This window comes from Pseudomonas sp. (genome assembly GCF_030683065.1).
Taxonomy (GTDB): domain Bacteria; phylum Pseudomonadota; class Gammaproteobacteria; order Pseudomonadales; family Pseudomonadaceae; genus Aquipseudomonas.
In genome coordinates, this window is sequence record NZ_JAUXMX010000050.1 from 93,918 (window position 1) to 112,670 (window position 18,753).

Annotated in this window: 24 protein-coding genes; 13 read left to right on the forward strand and 11 right to left on the reverse strand. The window is 59.6% G+C overall.

What is annotated here, in order from left to right; genetic code table 11:
• Window positions 1–117 precede the first annotated feature (117 nt).
• The 5 genes from Q8K09_RS16740 to Q8K09_RS16760 form a co-directional block, all read right to left on the reverse strand.
• A complete protein-coding gene (locus Q8K09_RS16740; RefSeq protein ID WP_305256124.1) occupies window positions 118–1,029 on the reverse strand; it encodes an SDR family oxidoreductase in 912 nt (303 codons plus the stop codon).
• Between the two features lie 269 nt (window positions 1,030–1,298).
• The gene (locus Q8K09_RS16745) at window positions 1,299–1,829 is read right to left on the reverse strand and encodes a DUF1569 domain-containing protein (RefSeq protein ID WP_305256125.1); all 531 of its coding nucleotides are present in this window, start codon (window positions 1,827–1,829) and stop codon (window positions 1,299–1,301) included.
• Complete coding sequence (locus Q8K09_RS16750; protein WP_305256126.1) at window positions 1,822–2,718, reverse strand: alpha/beta fold hydrolase; 897 nt, start codon at window positions 2,716–2,718, stop codon at window positions 1,822–1,824. Before Q8K09_RS16750 ends, Q8K09_RS16745 begins: the two co-directional genes overlap by 8 nt.
• Window positions 2,715–3,497 (reverse strand): class II aldolase/adducin family protein, encoded by a 783-nt coding sequence (locus Q8K09_RS16755; RefSeq protein ID WP_305256127.1) that lies wholly within the window; start codon window positions 3,495–3,497, stop codon window positions 2,715–2,717. Before Q8K09_RS16755 ends, Q8K09_RS16750 begins: the two co-directional genes overlap by 4 nt.
• Before the next feature lie 252 nt (window positions 3,498–3,749).
• Window positions 3,750–4,202: a flavodoxin gene (locus Q8K09_RS16760; RefSeq protein WP_305256128.1), complete on the reverse strand. Its 453-nt coding sequence runs from the start codon at window positions 4,200–4,202 to the stop codon at window positions 3,750–3,752.
• Window positions 4,203–4,315: 113 nt separating this feature from the next.
• Between Q8K09_RS16760 and Q8K09_RS16765 the strand changes: the two genes are divergently transcribed.
• The 10 genes from Q8K09_RS16765 (at window position 4,316) to Q8K09_RS16810 (ending at window position 10,681) form a co-directional block, all read left to right on the forward strand.
• Entirely contained in the window at window positions 4,316–4,774 is a 459-nt protein-coding gene (locus tag Q8K09_RS16765; protein ID WP_305256129.1) for a PAS domain-containing protein, read from the forward strand.
• Between the two features lie 57 nt (window positions 4,775–4,831).
• Window positions 4,832–5,446: a hypothetical protein gene (locus Q8K09_RS16770; RefSeq protein WP_305256130.1), complete on the forward strand. Its 615-nt coding sequence runs from the start codon at window positions 4,832–4,834 to the stop codon at window positions 5,444–5,446.
• A 273-nt stretch (window positions 5,447–5,719) separates the two neighbouring features.
• Complete coding sequence (locus Q8K09_RS16775; RefSeq protein ID WP_305256131.1) at window positions 5,720–6,340, forward strand: hypothetical protein; 621 nt, start codon at window positions 5,720–5,722, stop codon at window positions 6,338–6,340.
• A gap of 171 nt (window positions 6,341–6,511) precedes the next feature.
• On the forward strand, window positions 6,512–6,838 hold the full coding sequence (locus tag Q8K09_RS16780) for a DUF2025 family protein (protein WP_305256132.1): 327 nt from the start codon (window positions 6,512–6,514) through the stop codon (window positions 6,836–6,838).
• 180 nt (window positions 6,839–7,018) lie between these two features.
• Window positions 7,019–7,150 (forward strand): hypothetical protein, encoded by a 132-nt coding sequence (locus tag Q8K09_RS16785; protein WP_305256133.1) that lies wholly within the window; start codon window positions 7,019–7,021, stop codon window positions 7,148–7,150.
• A gap of 83 nt (window positions 7,151–7,233) precedes the next feature.
• A complete protein-coding gene (locus tag Q8K09_RS16790; protein WP_305256134.1) occupies window positions 7,234–7,638 on the forward strand; it encodes a GNAT family N-acetyltransferase in 405 nt (134 codons plus the stop codon).
• Between the two features lie 135 nt (window positions 7,639–7,773).
• Window positions 7,774–8,817 carry a GGDEF domain-containing protein gene (locus tag Q8K09_RS16795; protein WP_305256135.1) on the forward strand — a complete coding sequence of 348 codons (1,044 nt, stop codon included), beginning with the start codon at window positions 7,774–7,776 and terminating at the stop codon, window positions 8,815–8,817.
• Window positions 8,818–8,950: 133 nt separating this feature from the next.
• Window positions 8,951–9,457: a peptide-methionine (R)-S-oxide reductase MsrB gene (msrB, locus tag Q8K09_RS16800; protein WP_305256136.1), complete on the forward strand. Its 507-nt coding sequence runs from the start codon at window positions 8,951–8,953 to the stop codon at window positions 9,455–9,457.
• Between the two features lie 2 nt (window positions 9,458–9,459).
• A complete protein-coding gene (msrA, locus tag Q8K09_RS16805; RefSeq protein WP_305256137.1) occupies window positions 9,460–10,122 on the forward strand; it encodes a peptide-methionine (S)-S-oxide reductase MsrA in 663 nt (220 codons plus the stop codon).
• Window positions 10,123–10,243: 121 nt separating this feature from the next.
• A complete protein-coding gene (locus tag Q8K09_RS16810; RefSeq protein WP_305256138.1) occupies window positions 10,244–10,681 on the forward strand; it encodes an ABA4-like family protein in 438 nt (145 codons plus the stop codon).
• 1 nt (window position 10,682) lies between these two features.
• Here the strand turns inward: Q8K09_RS16810 and Q8K09_RS16815 are convergent, their stop codons facing one another.
• Both Q8K09_RS16815 and Q8K09_RS16820 read right to left on the reverse strand, forming a co-directional pair.
• Window positions 10,683–11,018 carry a hypothetical protein gene (locus tag Q8K09_RS16815; RefSeq protein ID WP_305256139.1) on the reverse strand — a complete coding sequence of 112 codons (336 nt, stop codon included), beginning with the start codon at window positions 11,016–11,018 and terminating at the stop codon, window positions 10,683–10,685.
• A 243-nt stretch (window positions 11,019–11,261) separates the two neighbouring features.
• Entirely contained in the window at window positions 11,262–12,104 is an 843-nt protein-coding gene (locus tag Q8K09_RS16820) for a S1 RNA-binding domain-containing protein (RefSeq protein ID WP_305256140.1), read from the reverse strand.
• A gap of 323 nt (window positions 12,105–12,427) precedes the next feature.
• Between Q8K09_RS16820 and Q8K09_RS16825 the strand changes: the two genes are divergently transcribed.
• Window positions 12,428–12,616, forward strand: coding sequence for a hypothetical protein (locus Q8K09_RS16825; RefSeq protein WP_300656920.1), 189 nt, complete (start codon window positions 12,428–12,430; stop codon window positions 12,614–12,616).
• Between the two features lie 137 nt (window positions 12,617–12,753).
• Here Q8K09_RS16825 and Q8K09_RS16830 read toward each other — a convergent pair whose 3' ends face one another.
• Both Q8K09_RS16830 and Q8K09_RS16835 read right to left on the reverse strand, forming a co-directional pair.
• A complete protein-coding gene (locus tag Q8K09_RS16830) occupies window positions 12,754–13,872 on the reverse strand; it encodes a PQQ-dependent sugar dehydrogenase (protein WP_305256182.1) in 1,119 nt (372 codons plus the stop codon).
• Window positions 13,873–13,993: 121 nt separating this feature from the next.
• Window positions 13,994–14,716 (reverse strand): ABC transporter substrate-binding protein, encoded by a 723-nt coding sequence (locus Q8K09_RS16835; RefSeq protein WP_305256141.1) that lies wholly within the window; start codon window positions 14,714–14,716, stop codon window positions 13,994–13,996.
• 272 nt (window positions 14,717–14,988) lie between these two features.
• Here Q8K09_RS16835 and Q8K09_RS16840 point away from each other — a divergent pair, with 272 nt between their 5' ends.
• Window positions 14,989–15,969: a zinc-dependent alcohol dehydrogenase family protein gene (locus Q8K09_RS16840; protein WP_305256142.1), complete on the forward strand. Its 981-nt coding sequence runs from the start codon at window positions 14,989–14,991 to the stop codon at window positions 15,967–15,969.
• A 169-nt stretch (window positions 15,970–16,138) separates the two neighbouring features.
• Here the strand turns inward: Q8K09_RS16840 and Q8K09_RS16845 are convergent, their stop codons facing one another.
• On the reverse strand, window positions 16,139–17,491 hold the full coding sequence (locus tag Q8K09_RS16845) for a DEAD/DEAH box helicase (RefSeq protein WP_305256143.1): 1,353 nt from the start codon (window positions 17,489–17,491) through the stop codon (window positions 16,139–16,141).
• Between the two features lie 174 nt (window positions 17,492–17,665).
• Between Q8K09_RS16845 and Q8K09_RS16850 the strand changes: the two genes are divergently transcribed.
• Complete coding sequence (locus Q8K09_RS16850; protein ID WP_305256144.1) at window positions 17,666–18,082, forward strand: anti-virulence regulator CigR family protein; 417 nt, start codon at window positions 17,666–17,668, stop codon at window positions 18,080–18,082.
• Here the strand turns inward: Q8K09_RS16850 and Q8K09_RS16855 are convergent.
• Complete coding sequence (locus Q8K09_RS16855; protein ID WP_305256145.1) at window positions 18,052–18,750, reverse strand: cupin domain-containing protein; 699 nt, start codon at window positions 18,748–18,750, stop codon at window positions 18,052–18,054. The genes Q8K09_RS16850 and Q8K09_RS16855 overlap by 31 nt on opposite strands.
• Window positions 18,751–18,753 lie beyond the last annotated feature (3 nt).

The window sequence follows — 18,753 nt, forward strand, 5'->3', positions numbered from 1 at the left end:
GGTGCGCCGTGCGCACCCCATAAAAGCCAAAGGACGGCATTTAACCGGCCTTCACCTTAAACCCTTTGCGAAAAAGAAATCAGCCTGCTGGCCAATCTCCCCGCCAGAGTGGTGCAATCAGAGGGCGTATTTCTGCAAATTCGCCATCATCTCCTTCAGAGCCTCAAGGTTGTCGGCGGGGTGCACTGCGCCTTCGAAGTCACAGATCTGCTGCCAGTGATCGGCCACGTCTTCCGGGCTGAAACCGGCGCGCGGGTCGAAACCGGCACCCAGGCTGCGCTCCCAACGCACCTTGCCGACCCAGCCGCCACCAACCTCGAACAGGCCGGAGGTTTCTGCGCAGGCCTGGCTGGACAGATAGACCACCAGCGGGCTGACCAGCTCGGGCTTGAGTTGCTCAAACACCTGCGGCGGGATCAGCCCTTCGGTCATGCGCGTACCGCCAGTCGGGGCAATGGCGTTGACCAGGATGTTGTTCTTGCGCCCCTCGATGGCCAGGGTGCGGGTCAGGCCATAGAGGCCAAGCTTGGCCATGCCGTAGTTGGACTGGCCGAAGTTGCCGTAGATGCCGGACGTGGAGGCAGTGAAGATGATGCGACCATAGCCCTGCTCGCGCATGTGCGGCCAGGCGGCGCGGGTGACCTTGAAGGCGCCCTCGACATGCACCTTGTAGACCAGGTCCCAGTCGGCTTCTTCCATCTTGTGGAAGGTTTTGTCGCGCAGAATGCCCGCGTTATTGACCACCACATCGATGCGACCAAAGGCATCCAGAGCATGCTGGACGATCTTCTCGCCATCGGTCACCGAGTCATGGTTGGCGACCGCAGTGCCGCCTGCGGCAAGGATCTCCTCGACCACCTTGGCTGCAGCTGACGCATTGGCGCCTTCACCATGGGTGCTGCCACCAAGATCGTTGACCACCACTTTGGCGCCATGTTTGGCGAACAGCAGGGCATGGGCGCGACCCAGGCCACCACCGGCACCGGTGACGATCACGACTTGGTCTTGAAAACGGATGGCTTCGCTCATGGGCTAGGTTCCTTGGCAGGTGGGCAATACTGCGAGTGTCCTGCAGCCGCACGCCGGTCACAATAAAGACGCCCGCAGCTGAATAGTGCTCGATAAGACAGCGGGATGATCAACAGACCGTTGAAAAATGTAGCGAGCGACGGCTAGGCAAGGCGAAATTGGCCGAAAAAGCGCAGTTTACGTGTTGTAAATGAGCATTTTGACTGGGCTCGCATCCGAGGCCGATTTCAACGCCGCATAGCCGAGCGCAGTAGTTTTTCAACGGTCTGTTAAGCCAGCCGGATCAGGCTCAGGTGGTTATACAGATGCAGCACATGGGCCTGGGCGTAGTCGGCGTGACTGAGCGCCCCGTAAGCAAAGTGCGGCTGCAGTTCGCCCCGGTGGCTGGCGAAGTCGGCGAACGCCTGTTGCAGCCGCTGTAGCGCCAGCACCTGGCTGGCCGGCTCGCTCAGCAGCGCAGCCCCGGGAATGACCTCATCCAGCGGATGACGCATCGCGCCACGGGCAACGAACACACTGAAGGCCAGCGGCCCGACGCTATGGCGGAACCAGGCGGGCTTGAGTTCGGGATAACCGCTGATGGAATACTCAATACTCTGCGCGCAGTGATTGAATACCTCGGTCGGACTCCAGCCCTTGAGGCTGACCAACTGCTTAGCCACCAGCCCAGCCAATACCTGCTGCGCGCCTTGCAGGCTGAGTGCGCCAGGTGCTGTGCCGGTCGGGATAGCCCAGTAGCCTGTCCCGACGACAGCCACTGCACTTACTGCGGCGAATTTAACCAGCTGGCGCCTATTCATGGCGAGACGCCAACGCCTGGCGCAAGGCCAGATAATGCTGCAAGACCAAGCCTGGTGCCTCGGTTTGCGGATAATGACCGATGCCGTCGAGCAGAACAGTGTCTGCCTGTGGGATCAGCGCGCGATAACGCGCCAGCATATGTGCGCCGGAGATCGGGTCGACTGCACCGTCGATCAACCGCAGCGGCACCCCGCCCTGCTGCATCGCCGCCAACCAGCGTTCACGCTGCGCCCGGCGCTCGGGGATATAACGGATCAGCCGATGCATCACACCCGGCCCATCATTCTGCGCGATCAGGCGCCAGAAATCGTCGAGTTCGGCGCTACTGGGCTGGGTCTGCGGGCCGAACACCTTGGCAAAATTGGCCGCCAGCGTCTTGCGCGAAAACAGTCGGCCGATCAAGCCGCCGAGTGGGCTGAGCAGTAGCCGCTGCGCCAACACCGGGTGATGGGTCTCGGGGAACAGGCCACCATTGAGGAACACGCAACTGGCCAGTGCAATGCGCCCCTCGTGATGCCTTGCGAGCAACTCCTGGGCCACGCTGTCGCCATAATCATGCGCCAGCACATGCACGGGCTCGTTCACCCCAAGATGGTCGAGCAGCGCCTGCTGCAAGTCGGCCTGCTCCAGCAGGCTGTAAGCGTGCCTGCGCGGCTTGGCCGAGTCGCCGAAGCCGAGCATGTCGCAAGCGATCAGGCGGTAATCCTGACTCAGCGGCGTCCATAAATAGTGCCAATCCCAACTGGCCGTAGGAAAACCATGGATCAGCAGCAGGGGCTCGGCGGTTGCCGCGCCCGCCGTCCAGTAGCGTATGGCATGGCCACGAAAATCGAAGTCCCGGCCCTGGCCGCGCCAGTATGCCAGGGCAATGCCAGATAAAGCACTCACTCGGCGTAACCCGGCATCTGCTGGTCGAGCTTGCGCAGCAACGCCGGCCAAGGCAGCGCACCACCCATGCCCTGAGGGCTCTTCATCACCCCGGCGACCATCGCCCTAGCACCGTCGAGAATCGGCTGGGGGATATGAATCAGCTCCGCGCCGCCACTCTGCGCCATCACCTGGATTTCGCAGGCACGCTGCAGAATGAACATCATCAAAAAGGCATCGGCGATGCTGCCGGCAGCAGTAAGCAGGCCGTGATTGGGCAGGATCATGAAATTCTTCTCGCCGAGATCCTGCTGCAGGCGGGCCTTCTCGTCGTGGTTCAGGGCCACGCCTTCGTAACCGTGGTAGGCCAGGCTGGCGAGCACGAACAACGACTGTTGCGACAGTGGTAACAGGCCCTGCTTCTGTGCCGACACGGCAATTCCCGCAGCGGTGTGGATGTGCAGCACGCAGGCGACATCGTGACGCACCTCGTGAACGGCACTGTGGATGGTGTAGCCGGCGGGGTTGATGTCGAACGGACTGTCCATCAGCTTGTTGCCGGCCAGGTCGATCTTCACCAGGCTCGAGGCCGTGATCTCGTGGAACATCAGCCCGTAGGGGTTGATCAGGAACTCTTCGCTGCCCGGCACCTTGGCCGATATGTGGGTGAAAATCAGGTCGTCCCAGCCGTAGAGGGCAATCAGTCGGTAGCAGGCAGCCAGGTCGACCCGGGCCTGCCATTCGGCAGCGGAAACCTGATTCTTTAGATTGAGACTGGGCAGAGCATGGGCAACAGTCACGGCAAACACCTCGGCACGTATTGTTATCAGTGCCAATGAGTCTAGCGAGGGATGCAGCAAAGGTGAGTCGCTCTGGCGGCCAGCGTGGTGGCCTTACGAGTCAAACCCGTTCGCACTATTGCCGTGCGTAGGGCTGCTTGGTAGCGAATCGACAGCCCGCCAGCTTTTGCGCCACGCCGACCAACCCTGGTCGAGTGACGCCCCGCTGCCCGCAGGTTGCTCCAGATCGAGGGCCGCAGCGCCCGGACTGTATCAGGCCTTCAGCGCCGCCATGAACGTGGCCAGCCAGGGCTCAGCGTCGCTTTCTGGGGTGACGCTTTCACTGCTGTCCAGGCGCAACATCGGCTGCACCTCGTGAATGCCCAGCTCGGCAAACAGCTCGCGAACCAGCTCGCCACCACCGCAGAACGTATCACCATAGCTGGAATCACCCAGGCCAATCACCCCGCCAGGCAGACCGCTCCACGCGGGCAAGTGATCACGAATGGCGAAATACAAAGGCTGCAGATTTTCTGGCAGCTCGCCCATACCGGTGGTCGACGTCACTGCCAGAAAGGCGGCCGGGGCAAACGCCTGTAGATCGGCCAGACTGGCGCGGGGGTTGTGCCAGGTTTCGAAACCGGCCTGTTTCAACAACTGCTCGGCATGCCGGGCGACTTCCTCGGCAGTGCCGTAGACTGAGCCGGAAAGAATGGCGACTTTCATAAATAACTCCGATACATGTGGAACACAGCCTTAAACTGGCTGGCATTATGCCGCAAGTAGACAGCGCGCCCGGATGTTTTAGAATGCAGCGGACAGAGCCCAGGAATCGCCTCATGATCAATGCCAAACTGCTGCAACTGGTGATCAACGCTTCGAACGACGGCATAGTGGTTGCCGAAAAAGAGGGCGATGACAACATCCTCATCTATGCCAACCCTGCCTTTGAAAGGCTGACCGGTTATGCCAGCGAAGATATTCTGTATCAGGATTGCCGCTTCCTGCAGGCCGGCGACCGTGATCAGCCAGGCCTGACCACTATTCGCGAAGCGGTAAAAAAACACCTACCCAGCCGGCAAATTATTCGCAACTACCGCAAGGACGGCAGTGCATTCTGGAACGAATTGTCGATCACGCCGGTGTTCAACGAAGGTGATCAGCTGACCTACTACATCGGCATCCAGAAAAATGTCACCGAACAAGTAGAAGCCCAGGAACGGGTCAAGGAATTGGAGGCCGAACTGGCGACGCTACGCGCGGAACTGGCGCAGCTGAAAACCCGACCACAGGCATAAACCTATTTCATTCCATGCTGTCTCAAAGGGGTCAACCCTTTCGGGCAGAGTATGACCATGCATGACCAGCCACTACTCACGCAGGCTGAACTGGACTTTATTCAGCACCTGCATAAAAAGCCTGCGGCAAGTAAACGCAAGCCTGCGCCAGCGCCTAACCTACTGCTCGATGCTGGCGTGCAGCTCAAAGAACTGCTCGCCTACTGTGCAGCCAACGAGCAACTGACCATTGAGGCGCACATCGCCAATCAGCGGCTGACGTTTACAGCGCACTTGGTCGAAGACGCACAGCAGGTTCAACACCTCGAGCTCGGCACCCCGCAAATTTTCGAGGATGGCCCGGCCAATCGTGCCTGGCGCTTGCCGCTGAATCCGCCTGTTGCATTACGCCAGCGCAATGGCAAACCAAGTGAGCTGTGGGTACACGAGCTGTCACTCAACGGACTGCTGATCGAAGTCCGCAACAAACGTATCGCCCCTGAACACTTCAATTTGATCCTGCCACTCGCCGGCCAGAAGCCGATTGCCATTGAAGGCAGCCTGGTACGCAAAGCCTCCGGTGGCCTGCAGGCCTATCGACTCGATCCGCTCGACAACCGTGGCAGCGAGCGCTTGCAACAGTTCATTTTCCAGCAACACCGCGCACTTTACCCTCAAGACAGCCAGGGCTAGCGGGCTCTTGATGCCCCAAGATGCCGGGCTGCTCTGCTCCGGCCTATTCCACCGTTATGGTGATGAAGAGCCTGACGCGCAACCCACCGCCTGCATGCCTTAGCCACGACAAACAGCGCTAGCTGCGGCCGGGCGTGCCTGAAAATACGCGCTATCGGACGAACGCAGGGCATCGATCACACCCAGGATTGGCCGAAGCGAGTAGAATGCGCGCCCGTTGCGCTGGGAGCGTGTTACGGGCACACAAGGACACAGTCACCGAGGAGTTTTATCTTGCGCCGACTAATCACCCTGGCCACCTGCCTGCTGCTTGGCGCCTGCGCCGGTAACCCGCAGTCGACCGATGAACACGCCGTGCGCTCAGCGCAGGGGCCGATTGCCAAAAGCAATCTCGAAGCCATCCATAATGTCCAGGCGATCCCCCTGCCAATGAATCCCGGCCTGTCGCTGCCTGCCTGGCAGATCGGTGCCGAGCAACCGCGTGTGGACTTCGGCAGCTCGATCTCCAATTACCGCGTGTTCTCTCTGCACCTGAAAAAGGGCGAGCGCTATGCACTCAACGTCAATTCGCTATGCCATAACGCTTGCCTGGACTTCAACAAGTTCGCCCTGAAGCCGCGTGCGCTGCTGCTCGATGCTTACGGCACGGTGATCGCCAGCCAACCCTCACGCGCGAGTGCCGTGGTTGGCCAGATCAGCATGGGCTGGGATGGCGAAGCACCGGAAGATGGTACGTACTACCTGCTGGTCGCCGCCGACAATGAAGACATCGGCAAAACCATCGTGATCGATAATATCTGGATCAACAACTCACCGCTGATGGCGGTAAAGGTCGACATGCTCAGTGCACCTTTCGGCCAGATCAACGCCTTTTCGACGCCTACGGACGAATAAAAGCAGCGACTGCCGGCTCGATGACCAGCAAAGCCAAGATCCACCTCGCCGACACGGATTCACGCCTAACCGGCGGCTTATTGATCAGAAGCAATGCACGTTGCGCACAACACCTTAGCCTGTAGCGACCACCCCCAACGGGTCTACACCGTCGTAACGCGCGAGGTTCATATGAGTATCACGTCCGCCAGCATCTGCGAGGCCGCTGACCAACTGCAGGGCTTTGTCGGCTTCAATGCCAGAACCGACCACTACATCGTGCGCTTCAGCGAGGACTCGTTCGGCCTGGATGTGCCAGAGGGCAGCATCACCCCGAGCTGCGAGTTCGTCTGGTGCACCGGCCCGGATCAACTGATGACCCTCAAGCGCGAGCGCATCCAATTGCTCCTCGATTTGCGCATCGACGAACGACTGAATATCGGCGAGCCCTTGCGGGTGTACATGCACCGCCAGGATCTACCCGAGATCACTGCCGAGCGCCTGCTTCGCCACGCCTGACGTCATGACGGCCACCCAATAGCGACAAACGGCCCAGGCCACGCGGCCTCACGGTACAACTGCCCAGCTATTGCTTAGCCATGAGCGTAGACTTCGAGCCAGGCAGGACAATGGGAGGTGACCATGACTGAACGCTGCTCCGCACATCATTCAATCGCTATCTAGACCCAGGTGAAGATCATGAGCAAAGGCATGGACTCAAAGAAACAAACCAAAAAGAAACCGCTTCAAACTGCGCAAGAAAAGCGCATGACGAAAAAAGGCAAGCAGGCCGATAAAAACCTGCTCGGCAGTCACCCCACCAGCGCCTGATGAACTCGCCCAGCAGCCGGCCAATGCCCTGCTGCTGGGCCACCGGATCGCCCCCGCCATTCTCGACAAACGACTTACCCTGCATGTCCGACCTGAACTGCCGTGCCTTGCCCGCCCCACTGCTACCGCTGGCGGATGCGTTTTATCGTGCGCATCACTCACCCATGCGCACGGACCGCCAGGCCCAGGTTTGGGTCACGCAACACACAACGATTGTCGCCGCCTTGTGCCTACGACCAATCGCAGAAGGGTACTGGCTGAACAGCCTGTTCGTGGCCCCCACCTGGCGCGGCCAAGGTCTGGCGCGGCAATTGATCGAGCAAGCCCTGGCGCATGCCAACAAGCCTGTCTGGCTATTCTGTCATCCCGAACTGCTCAGCTTTTATGCAAATCTGGGCTTTGCGCCCTGCGCCAGTCTCCCCGCAGCGCTCGCCGAGCGACTGGTACGCTATCAGCGCACAAAAGACCTGATTGCCTTGTATCGCTAACAGGCCAATGCTGCTCGCCTCGGTAGCGCTATCCATCAGCTCGGCGTAAATGCTGGCACTTTGTTCATCTTCTGCCCTTGCCAGGGTCAAGCAAAGCTCTGCATTCTTACTCCATCAAAACGACAAGAGCCCTTCATGGCCAGACTCATTCGGCGAATGCTCAAGCGGCTACGCAACGACTTCCAGCTTTCCATCATTACCCTGATGAGCTTCTTCGGCATCATGGGCATCTCGCCCTATGCGGTGTACCGGCTGACCGAAGGTAATTATCTGGTCGCCGCCGCCGACACCACTATCGTATTTTCCACCATCTGCGCCGTGCTCTATGCCTGGCGCACCGGCGACACGGTCAAGCCCGGCATTTACCTGGCGATTATTTTCTCGCTAGGCTCGACGCTGATTGCCATCAACCTGGGGGTCAACGGACTGTTCTGGATCTACCCTCTGATCCTGTTCAATTTTTTCATGGTCTCCCCTGGGAAAGCCATGGTGGCCACCGTACTGGTGCTGTCGAGCCTGGTTGGCTATGCACTGGTAGTGCCGGGCACGGTATTCGAGAGCAGCTACCAGATGGTGTCGTTCCTGGTCACCGGCATGCTGGCCAGCATCCTGACCTTTATCTTCGCCCTGCGCACACGCCGCCAACGCGACCAATTGCAAATCCTGGCGATCCTGGATCCATTGACCGGCGCGCGCAATCGCCGGGCAATGAATGAAGAACTTAAAATTGCCGTCTCCACCCATCGCCGGCACGGCAATAACTATGGAATCCTGGTGATGGACCTGGATCATTTCAAAAAGATCAACGACCGGTTTGGCCACCAGGCTGGCGACCAGGTGCTAGTAGACTTAGTCGAGCTGATCAAATGCTGCTCCCGCCAGGAAGATCGCCTGTTTCGCTTTGGCGGCGAAGAGTTTCTGCTGCTCTTGCCCGGCACCGACGAAGTCAGTCTGAAAGCCGCAGCGGCTAATCTGCAACAGCACATCGGTGCAGGCCTGAAAAGTCCTGGCGGCCCTGTGACGGCCTCGATCGGCGGCGCCATTCTGGGTAACGGCGAGGATTGGCAATCCTGGCTGGGGCGCGCCGACCGATGCCTGTATCAAGCTAAAAGCGCTGGGCGCAACTGCACCATCATCGATGACATACAACACCATCAAGAACGCCTGCCTACACCATAGCCAGGGCCCTGGCGGTGAACATAAGCGAAGCCGGCGTGGCACTTTCGCAATTAGACACACATAACCCGCCAGCAGCTGTAACAACTCTGCCGAGGGCAAGTCTATTGAACACATCACCGTACAGAGAACAGCCATGAAACGTCGTTCATTCCTCCAGGGCCTGATCTTGCTGCCAAGCCTACCGCTACTCGCCAGCCATGCACCGCTCAGCCAGGCCGCAACTGTCGTGCCGCTGGACAAAGCACATGGCGCGTGGCGTGAACTGCTGTCGCCAGAAGCCTATGCGGTGCTATTCGAAGAGGACACCGAGCGGCCAGGCAGCAGCCCACTCAACCAGGAAAAGCGCGCCGGCACCTACCTCTGCGCCGCCTGCTACCTGCCGCTGTTCGCCAGCCAGGACAAATATGAAAGCGGTACCGGCTGGCCCAGCTTTACCCAACCGATTGCCGGCCATATGGGCACCAAGCGCGACTTCAAGTTGATATTCCCGCGCACCGAATACCACTGCGCCCGCTGCGGCGGGCATCAGGGCCATGTCTTCGATGACGGCCCGAAACCGCGCGGCGAACGCTGGTGCAACAACGGCGTGGCCTTGCGCTTTATCCCCCAAGGCCACGCTTTACCTGAGCTGCGGAGCTGAACATGACTGCTATCACCTCTACCTGGCGCAGCCACCTGCTGGCCAGCAGCATTGTTGCTCTGGGCGGCCTACTGGTGGCCTGTGAACCCACCGCCGCACAGGCGCCGCAGCAACAAGCCAGTGCGCCGACGGTGGAGAACCCTGGCGTGGCGATCTTGGCCGGCGGCTGCTTCTGGTGCACCGAATCGGACTTCGACAAGGTACCTGGTGTGATTGAAACCACCTCGGGCTATATCGGCGGGCATATCGACAACCCCACCTACGAGCAGGTCTCGGCCGGCAGCAGTGGGCATATCGAAGCGGTGCGCGTGCGCTTCGACCCGAGCAAGACCAGCTACGCCAAACTGCTGGAAGCCTTCTGGCCAACCATCGACCCGGTGACCGCCAACGCCCAGTTCTGCGACCGCGGCCCGCAGTACCGCAGCGCGATCTTCTATAGCAATGCAGAAGAGCAGCAACAGGCCGAAGCCTCCAAAGCCACTTTGGATAAATCCGGGCGTTTGCCGGCCCCGGTGGTCACGGAAATCCTCGCCGCCAGCACCTTTTATCCGGCCGAGGACTATCACCAGGACTATTACCAACGTAATCCGCTGCGCTACAACTACTACCGCAACGGCTGTGGTCGCGACCAACGGCTGGAACAGCTGTGGGGCAAGAAGCAATAAAACACACCCATCAGCTGGCCCTCGCGCCAGCTGATGACATTGTATTCAGCCGCTGATATGAGGATGCGGCAATCGCCGTATCCGCTATGGTTGGGCCCATACATTGCCCAGTGAGCGCGCCATGGCACCGTTGCAACCCCTGTTCAAACTCACCTCGCTGATCGCCCTGGGCGGCTGGCTGATGCTGGTCTGCCTGCCGTTCTGGTCCTATACCGATGAGCTGGTGCTGGGCCTCAGCGTGGTACTGCTGGCCATCGTCTACAGCTGGCTGCTGTTTGTCGCGATGCGCCAACGCCTCGAACCGGGTAGCGGCAGGCCCGGTTTCTTCAGCCTCGGCGGGGTGCTCTCACTGCTGCGCCAACCCACGGCCGCGCTGGCGGCCTGGATACATATCCTGGCGTTCGACCTGATGGTCGGCCTGTATATCCGCCACGAAGGCGCCATCGCGGGCATCAGCCACTGGGCACTGCTGCCCTGCTACGTACTGACCCTGATGTTCGGCCCGTTGGGCTTGCTGGCGTTTCTGGCGCTGCGCTGGGGCATGCTGATGGCGGCCTGAACTAGCGGCTGCGCTCGATGTATTCAGTGCTCTGTCCCGGATACTGCTGCACCCGGTAGCCATTAGGGTACTCAATCGTTTGTTTGATCGTTCCGCGGCTTTCTATCGATTGACTGCCGTAGCGCTGCTCATGGCGCTGCAGGACGTCGGGTAGGCGCTGCCCGCCATACAGGTTATGGCTTTCGATGATCCGGGAGCTGCCGATGCTGCCGCTGGCACCAGGGCTGATGTAAGTCTTCGGCATAACCCGCAGCGTCTGCGGCGCCACCTGCTCGGCATACAGCGGAGTCACCAGCAGCACTCCCAGCAGACTGACCACATACCTGCACATCGTCATCACAACCTCTGCGCCGTCGGCGCGAAACGAACCTGAAGGTTTGCTGCGGCATTGATGTGAATGACACCGTGGTCGCACGCAGCTCTGCCGAGGGAGCTACGCCGGCAAGATATTGCTTAAGTCGCTCAGCACACCAGATGCAACGCGACTGCAGCGGTCACCCCAAGCATGGCAAGCCAACTGCAGAACAGATGGCTCACTGCGTGTGTCGTGCAGCAAGCCATAAACGCATAGCGCTGATGCTTAATTGCCGGGCAGTTCGATGCGGTCTTCGTGGATCACGATGCGGCCTTGTTTGTACAAGCCGCCGATGGCTTTCTTGAAGTTGCCCTTGCTGACCCGAAACAGCCCGGCAATTTCTTCAGGCGAACTTTTGTCATTCACCTTGAGTACGCCATCGTGCTCGCGCAACTTGGCCAGGATTTGCTCGCCCAGGCTGCTCGCCGCCTCCTGCCCAACCGCCTGCAGGCTCAGGCTGATCTTGCCGTCGGAGCGGACTTCCTTGATGAAGCCCTTCTCCTGCATGCCGCTGCGCAGGAACTTGAACATTTCGTTCTTATGGATCAGGCCCCAGTGCTTGCCGTTGATGATCGCCTTGAAGCCCATATCGGTGGACTCGACCACCAACAGGTCAACTTCCTGACCGGCCGTGTAAGTAGCCGGCACGGTGTCCAGGTAACGATCCAGGCGCGCGGTGGCGGTGATACGCTTGCTGCGCTTGTCGACGAATACGTAGACCACGCAGTAGTCACCAACTTGCAGCGGGCGCTTTTCTTCCGAATGAGGCAATAGCAGATCTTTCGGCAACCCCCAATCGAGGAACAAACCGACGCGGTTGATATCCACCACTTTCAGGCTGGCAAATTGACCGACATGGACTTTCGGTGTTTCCGTGGTGGCAATCAGCTTGTCATCACTGTCCAGGTAAATAAATACATTCAGCCAGTCCTCCACCTCACTTGGCGTGTCTTTGGGGATATAGCGCTTGGGCAGCAATATTTCGCCATCCGCGTCGCCATCCAGATACAGGCCAAAGTCGGTGTGTTTAACGACCTGCAAACTATTCATTCGTCCGATTACAGCCATGGTGCCCTACCCTCGTTGCGAGCCGGACATTCTACCTGAGTTGCGGCCTGGATTCTCGGCGTCAACACGCGAACGCGCAGAGCCTCGCCAGAGCGCCCGAGTCGACCCGACCAGTGGAGGCCGCTCACCTCGAGAGCCGCTGAACCGCCAAAAGGACCAACGGAGCGCTGATAAAACAATGACTTACTCAGCGGCGTAAGCAAAACTCGGACATTGCGCAAATCCCTGGCACACGCACAACATGAGTTATCTGCGTTATTTATAAAGCGCTTGTCAAGCCGTTCATGTACAATCCGCGACCAAATTAATTTTTAAATAGGTTAATGGCCGCCATGCGTGTTAAAGCATCAAACAGCAAGCCCAAACCAGCTCCAGCCGTCGAAACCAGCGCTTCTATCGATGCGCAGATCGCCGCCTTCTTGAACTCCGGCGGTGAGATCCAGCAGATCGCCAAAGGCGTCAGTGGCCAGATTTATGGCGCGTCCAAGCAGATCACCATCGGCAAAAAATAGCCGAACATCACCTTAGCCCTGCAGCGCTTTGCACCCAGACAAAGCGCTGGGCTACCGTTCCATCCCCGCACCCAGCGTCAACTCCCCGCCCCTGATCAACACTGCTCAAGGCCGCAGCACAGCTGCTCAGCCTCGATTCATTTCGGCTGTAAATCCAGCCGCAACAGTTGGCCTTTTGCGGCATCAGTCAGCACATACAGATAGCCATCCGGCCCTTGGCGAACATCGCGGATGCGCGCATCAAGCGGCTCCAGCAAGCGCTCCTCATGCACCACCTGATCGCCGCGCAACTCCAGGCGAATCAGCGCGCGCCCGACCAACGCCCCTATAAACAGGTTGCCTCGCCAGGCAGCGAAGCGTTCGCCGTCATAGAACGCCATGCCACTGATTGCCGGCGATTTTGCCCAGACATGGTGCGGTGATTCAGTTCCAGCGACCGCCTTGCCTTGCGCCTCCGGGATCGGCAGAAACGAATAATTCACCCCATGAGTAGCAAGTGGCCAGCCGTAGTTCTTGCCTGCTTGCGGGATATTGATCTCGTCGCCGCCGCGCGGGCCATGTTCGTGGGTCCACAACTGCCCGGTCCAGGGATTGAGCGCAGCACCTTGCTGGTTACGATGGCCGTAAGACCAGATCTCCGGCCGAACGCCTGCCTGGCCGACAAAGGGATTGTCGCGCGGGACAGCCCCGTCCGGGTGTAGACGCACCACCTTGCCTTGCAGTTTGTCGAGGTCTTGTGCGGTCGAGCGCTGGTTGTTTTCCCCCAACGCAATAAACAGAAAACCCTCGCGATCAAAGGCTAATCGCGAGCCAAAATGCACGCCACTAGACAGTTTCGGTAGCTGACGGAAGATCACTTCAAAACCGTGCAACTGGCGGTTATCCAGCGAAAGCTTAGCGCGCCCGACGGCAGTGCCCGCGTACCCAGCGTCGCCAGCCTCGGCATAGGACAGGTACACCAGACGATCCTCGGCAAAATCAGGCGACAGCAACACATCGAGCAGCCCTCCCTGCCCCCTCGCATACACTGCAGGCACTCCGCTAATCGGCTCGGACAGGCCACCTTGCAGCGTAGCTATGCGCAAACGCCCAGGCCGCTCCGTCACCAGCACGCTTTCTCCATCAGGCAGAAAAGCCATGCTCCAGGGATGCTCCAGCCCCCCAACCAGTTGAGTGACCTGCAGGGTGCCCTGTTCGCTGGAATATTCGGCAGCCTGCGTGGTCAGCAGTACACTGGCCAGGCCCAGAATTGTCATGATGCGTATGCCCGACATGCGTCTCTCCTTTGCTACGGATAGTGATGGGGACGAACCTTCGCATCATCCAGCAGCATTGCTCGGCCTGCAGCCTAGCCGACCACTAGCCTGACGATTGACCTCAATACATCGCGTAACGACGCTCGATCGCGCGGTACTCGCCATTTGCACGAATTTCAGCAAGCCCTTGATTGAAGCGATTGCGCTGGGCCTCGCGCCGGAAGCCGACCTGATAGGGGGTTGGCGCGAAGATCGAGTATTGGGCCAATGGCTGGCTGACATCGACCTGATGAAGCACCTCACGATTGAGATAGCGCAAAATTCGAATATCCGCCACCACGACCTCAATCCGCCCGCTGTAGAGCAGACGATTGCGCGCGATCTGCTGCGCCTCTTCGCGATAACGCGGGTTGCTTTGCGCCATGCGCTGAAATTCGCGACCGAGTAAAAAGCGTGCACGCTGAAATGCACTGACCGAGTAATTGCTCAGGTCGGCAATCCGCTCAATTTTGTAGTTGCGCGAGCGCAATGCCACGGCAACATTCTGGTAGTAGATGTGTGGCTGGGAATAAAAGGCCTGAATGCCGCTCAGCTCGTTAGTCGTGGCGATGGCGTCTATCTCGCTACGGCGCAGTAACCAATGCAGGCGCTCTATCGGCATATGCACGACGTCAATAGCGAAGCCGGCGTGCTTCGCAGCCGCCTCGACTATTTCATACTCCAGCCCCCGCGCTTCACCTTGAAACACGTAAGGCGGCTTGTGCGTCCCGATACCCAGACGCAGCGGCTCCGCCATGGCCGAGAAACTGAACCAGAGCAGCACTACTCCCAACATCCATTGCATGCCAGCATCCTTCGTTCAGCAGGCTTGTAGCATACACAAGCCTGCCTAAACTTCCGACCTGCGCGCACTGGTTATGGTGCAGAGCCCAGGCGCCGCCAACCGCGAGCAATCACCGAGATAGATTGAGCGGGATTCGCCGCGGCATAGTCACTCCAGTCTAGACTCAGGGGCCATATAGATATCGGGCGCCGTCATCGGGCGACTCGCAGTAAATAAGCATTTTTCAAAATATCTTAGCCCTCAAAATGAATCGCCATTGCTGGAGAAACACCATGCTCAAAGCCGAATACCAAACTCGCGGACCGGTGCCGCAGGACGTGATCGATGCAGTCGAGCTACACCTGCCGGCCCCTGCAGCAGGCCAGGTGCGGATCAAGGTGGAGGCCGCGCCGATCAACCCATCCGACGTCCTCACCCTGACCGGTGAGTACGGCATGCTGCCACCGCTGCCGGCAATTGGCGGCAACGAAGGTGTTGGCCGTATCGAGGAAGTCGGCCCCGAGGTGAGTAACCTCAAGGTTGGCCAACTGGTACTGCTACCAGTCGGGTGCGGCACCTGGGTCAGTCACCTGAACGCACCCGCAAACAAACTGATTGCATTGCCGGAGGGGGATCCCCAGCAATTGGCGATGCTAACCGTCAATCCGCCGACCGCCTCCTTGCTGCTCAGCCAGTTTGTCGACCTCAAACCCGGTGACTGGGTGATCCAGAACGCCGCCAACTCGGGCGTCGGCAGCTACTTGATCCAGCTAGCCAAGCTGCGCGGCTTCAAGACCATTAACGTGGTGCGCCGCGAATCGGCAGTGGCGGGCGTACAAGCCGAAGGCGGCGATGTGGTGCTCGTGGATGGGCCAGACCTGGCCAAGCGCGTACGCGCAGCCACTGGCGGCGAGCAAGTACGCCTGGGTATCGACGCAGTGGGCGGTCCGTCCACCGACAACCTGGCCGCAAGCCTCAGCGAGGGCGGGGTGCTGGTCAACTACGGCATGATGAGTCGCCAGCCGTGTCAGGTCTCACCGGCTTCCTTCGTGTTCCGCGACGTAAGCCTGCGCGGCTTCTGGCTGGCCAAGTGGTTCCAGAATGCCACCCCGGCCGAGCAGATGAAGGTGTTTGGTGAGCTGATCCAGCTGATCGCCAGCGGCAAGCTGCGCACCCACGTGGCAGCCACCTATGACGTCAGCCAGATCAAACAAGCGGTAGCAGCGGCCGCCAGTGGCGAGCGTGACGGCAAGATACTGATCGTACCTAAATAACGCCGCAGAACAGCGCATATGCAGCCTGCTGCGACCGACTGCACCAGCCCGGCAGGCTGCACACCAAACACCAAACACCCGCGGTCAATGGTGCGCGCGGCGCACCCTACGTCTGCGCACGCGGACCATTGATACTGAAATACGCCCGGACGCAATCCGGGCGACACAATCACTCAGCCGCAGGGGCACGACGCTTGAGCGGAGCCAAACCGTCCTGGCTGACCAACTCCGGCGCTGCGACCTTGGGTTTATTGATGGTATTGCGCTTGCTTGGCGCCTTGGCCGCAGGCTTCTTCGCGACCAGCTTCTTGCCGGTCTTGGGGTCGATCTTTTTCTTCTTCGGCCCCACCGCCTTGCCGGATGCCTTGAGGTTCTTCGGCCCCTGGTAGATGCCTTTCATGTCCTTGATATTGCGCCGCTCGAAACGCTGCTTGAGGTAGCGTTCGATGCTCGACATCAGGCTCCAGTCGTTGTGGCAAATCAGCGAAATCGCCAGACCTTCAGCTCCCGCGCGACCGGTACGACCAATGCGGTGTACGTACTCGTCGCCCGAACGCGGCATGTCGAAGTTGATCACCATATCCAGGCCATCGACATCCAGACCACGCGCAGCCACGTCGGTGGCCACCAGGATTTTTACCGCGCCCTGCTTGAGACGATCAATGGCCAGCTTGCGATCTTTCTGGTCCTTCTCGCCGTGCAGTACGAATACCTTGAAATCGTGGGCTACCAACTTGCCATACAGGCGGTCGGCCTGCACCCGAGTGTTGGTGAAGATGATCGCCTTCTCGTAGGTCTCATTGGTCAACAGCCACTCGACCATGCGCTCTTTGTGATGGTTATGGTCGGCAGTGATGATTTGCTGGCGCGTGCCTTCATTGAGCTGGCTGACGCGGTTGAGTTGCAGGTGCTCGGGCTCTTTGAGCACCTTGGCGACGATCTCGCGCAGGCCTGCACCACCGCTGGTCGCGGAGAACAGCAGGGTCTGGCGCCCGGCATTGCACAGCTCACTCAAGCGTTGCACATCTTCGGCAAAACCCATGTCAAGCATACGGTCAGCTTCGTCGAGCACCAGCACTTCCACTTCATCGAGCAGCAGGTTACCGGCGTTGGCGTGCTCGATCAGGCGACCCGGCGTACCAATCAGGATATCAACCCGACGCAGCATCGCGGCCTGCATCTTGAAATCCTCACCACCGGTGATCAAACCGGCCTTGAGGAAGGTGAACTGGGCAAAACGCTCGACTTCCTTTAGGGTTTGCTGGGCCAGCTCACGGGTGGGCAACATAATCATCGCGCGCACGCTCATGCGCGGCGAGGAAGCACCATCACCCAGCAGGCGATTGAGCATCGGCAGGACAAAGGCTGCCGTCTTGCCGCTGCCAGTTTGTGCCGTGACCCGCAAATCCTGCCCTTGCAGCGCCAGCGGAATAGCCGCCAGCTGCACTGGAGTGGGCTCGGTAAAGTTCAGCGCAGCCACGGCTTTCAGCAGACGTTCATGCAGGGCGAATTGGGAAAACACGGAGGTAACCTCGACGAAAAACGGAAATCAGCTGCATAGCGTAACGTTTTCCTGCGCCGGGGCCGAATTTCTTTGCAAAGACCCGCAGAGAGCAGGCCCCTCGACAGGTGAACGAACCCCCATCAAAGCACTCAAATCAGGCACTACAACCGTGCCAAACACCCGGAGATTTGCATGAGCAACCCGTCTCGCGCCTTACTCATCTGCAGCGGCCTGGCCATCGCCCTGGCCACGCAGAGCGCCTTCGCCGCACCGAAACACGATAACCCTGGCAAACATGGCGCGGGCCATGACGACAATGTCAGTCTCCACCTCAGTGGTCCCAGCATCGATATCGGCCGCGTACGCATCGTACTGGGCGACAATCGGCAACTGATCGGCTCGACCAGCGCATTGCCGCCAGGCATCGCCAAGAACCTGGCCCGTGGCAAACCACTGCCACCCGGTATCGCCAAGAACTTCGACGGCCGCATTGCCAGCCAACTGCCACGCTATGACGGCTATGAGTGGAAACAAGCCGGTACCGATGTGGTGCTGGTGGCAATCGCCACCGGGATCATCTACGAAGTGCTGAGCAACGTACTGGACTGATCTGTCACACCCGCATCGAGCAGATGGCCAACCTTTACATAAATCAGGCAACCCTCACGGGAAAACGGCGCATGCGTTGACCCGTGTGGGCTGCGCAGCCAGGTGCCGGCAGGATAATCGCCGAACTCATCCTGAAACACCCCTTCCAGGACCAGGATTTCTTCCCCGCCAAGATGCCGATGCGCACTGAACTGGGTGCCAGGCGCCCAGCGCACCAGCGCCGTGTGCACCGTAGCGAAGCTGTCCAGTGGCAATACGCTCAAGCCTGGCACCAGGCCTGGCCGCCAATCGGCTTTGTGGGTATCAATGCGCAGCGCCTGCTGATCCTGCGGCTCCTGGTAGCAGAGCTTGACGAACAACAGGCAACCCTCCGGGCTGGACGGTGCATGGCTGCTGCCCGGCGGATTCTTCAGCCAATAGCCTTCCGGATAGGCGCCATGTTCATCGGCGAAGACCCCGTCGAGTACCAGAATCTCCTCGCCGCCCGGATGCAGATGGCTACGAAATTGCGCACCTGGCGCATACCGTACGACTGACGTGGTGCGCCCGCTTTCCGCGGCAAAACGCTCCAGTGGACGCCGTTCAACGCCAGGTAATGGTGAAGCCTGCCAGTCGATAGCCCGAGTATCGAGCACCACCCGCCGGCTCAGGTCAGCATTGATCTGCATGTC